Here is a 1377-nt window from a genome sequence, read left to right as displayed (position 1 = left end):
GACCAGCAGATTGCTGCCGAGCTTGGAGATGTCGGCCTTGACCTTCTGCGTGGTGCCCGACCCGATGGTGAGCATGGCAATGACGGCGGCAACGCCGATGACGATGCCGAGCAAGGTCAGGAACGAGCGCAGCACGTTGCGGCGGATCGAGCGCAGCGACAGGCGGACGGTTTCCCAGATCATGGTTGTGCGATCTCCAGCTTCCTGGAATCGGAGGCGACGTGGCCGTCGAGGAAGCGGATGGTGCGTTCGGCATAGTCGGCGACGTCGGCCTCGTGGGTGACCATGGCGATGGTCAGGCCAAGCTCCTTGTTGAGCCGCGTCAGCAACTCCATGATCTCGTGCGTGCGGGCGGTGTCGAGGTTGCCGGTCGGCTCGTCGGCGACGAGCAGCGTCGGGCGCGTGACGATGGCGCGCGCGATCGCCACGCGCTGCTGCTGGCCGCCGGACAGTTCGGCCGGCGTGTGGTGCTCGCGGCCGACAAGGCCGACCTCCGCCAGGGCCTGCATGGCAAGGTCGCGGCGCTCGCGGGCGGCCACGCCGCGATAGATCAGCGGCAGTTCGACATTTTCGGCCGCCGTGGTGCGGGCCAGCAGATTGTAACCCTGGAAGACGAAGCCGACATAGAGGTTGCGCAGCATGGCGCGGCGGTTGCGGTCGAGGCGGCCGGCGTCGATGCTCATGAAGGAATAGGTTCCGGCCGTCGGCGTGTCGAGGCAGCCGATGATGTTCATCGCCGTCGACTTGCCGGAGCCGGACGGCCCCATGATGGCGACGAATTCGCCACGCCGGATGGCAAGATCGACGCCGGCCAGCGCATGCACCTTGGCCTCGCCCTGGCCATAGCTCTTCCAGACCTTGTCGAAGGTGATGAGGGCAGCACCGGCAGCCACGGTATCAGCTCCGCTGCTGCGACGCGGTGATGACCTGTGCGCCTTCGTCGAGGCCAGAAATGATCTCGGTCAGTTCGCCGTCGGTCGAGCCGATCTTGACGTTGACCGGGTGCGGACGCCCGTTCTCCAGCACATAGAGCGTGCGCGAGCCGTCGGTGGGCACTGTGGCGGCCTGGCGCTGGCGGTTGCCGCCGGGGCGGCCCATGCGGCCGGTGAACAGGTCGCTGAGGCTCCAGCCGCGTGCGGCCTGCTGGACCGGGCGAAAGCGGAAGGCGGTGGCCGGCACGGTGAGCACGTCCTTGGCCTGCTTGGTGACGACCGAAACGGTGGCGGTCATGCCGGGCCGCAGCAGCAGCTCGTTGTTGTCGACCTCGAGCCGCGCATTGTAGGTGACGACGCCGTCGGTGGTGACCGAGGCATAGGAGATGTCGCGGATCTCGGCATCGAACGGCCGCTCGGGGAAGGCATCGACGGTGAAGCGGGC

Annotated in this window: 2 protein-coding genes and 1 pseudogene; all 3 read right to left on the bottom strand. The window is 67.5% G+C overall.

Features of this window, described 5'->3' with window-relative positions:
- Window positions 1-183, bottom strand: a 183-nt coding sequence (locus ENZ75_RS31885) for an ABC transporter permease (protein ID WP_206617151.1), incomplete at its 3' end; no start/stop codon positions are given.
- The gene (locus ENZ75_RS31880) at window positions 180-893 is read right to left on the bottom strand and encodes an ABC transporter ATP-binding protein (RefSeq protein ID WP_063168254.1); all 714 of its coding nucleotides are present in this window, start codon (window positions 891-893) and stop codon (window positions 180-182) included. The genes ENZ75_RS31880 and ENZ75_RS31885, both read right to left, overlap by 4 nt.
- Window positions 894-897: 4 nt before the next feature.
- Window positions 898-1377, bottom strand: a pseudogene (locus ENZ75_RS31875) (efflux RND transporter periplasmic adaptor subunit); the annotation flags it as partial.

The sequence above is a fragment of the Mesorhizobium sp. M7A.F.Ca.CA.002.04.1.1 genome, from assembly GCF_004022805.1.
In the GTDB taxonomy this organism is placed as follows: domain Bacteria; phylum Pseudomonadota; class Alphaproteobacteria; order Rhizobiales; family Rhizobiaceae; genus Mesorhizobium; species Mesorhizobium ciceri.
The sequence above is the reverse complement of the archived record's forward strand: the minus strand, read 5'-3'. Positions and strand labels throughout refer to the sequence as shown.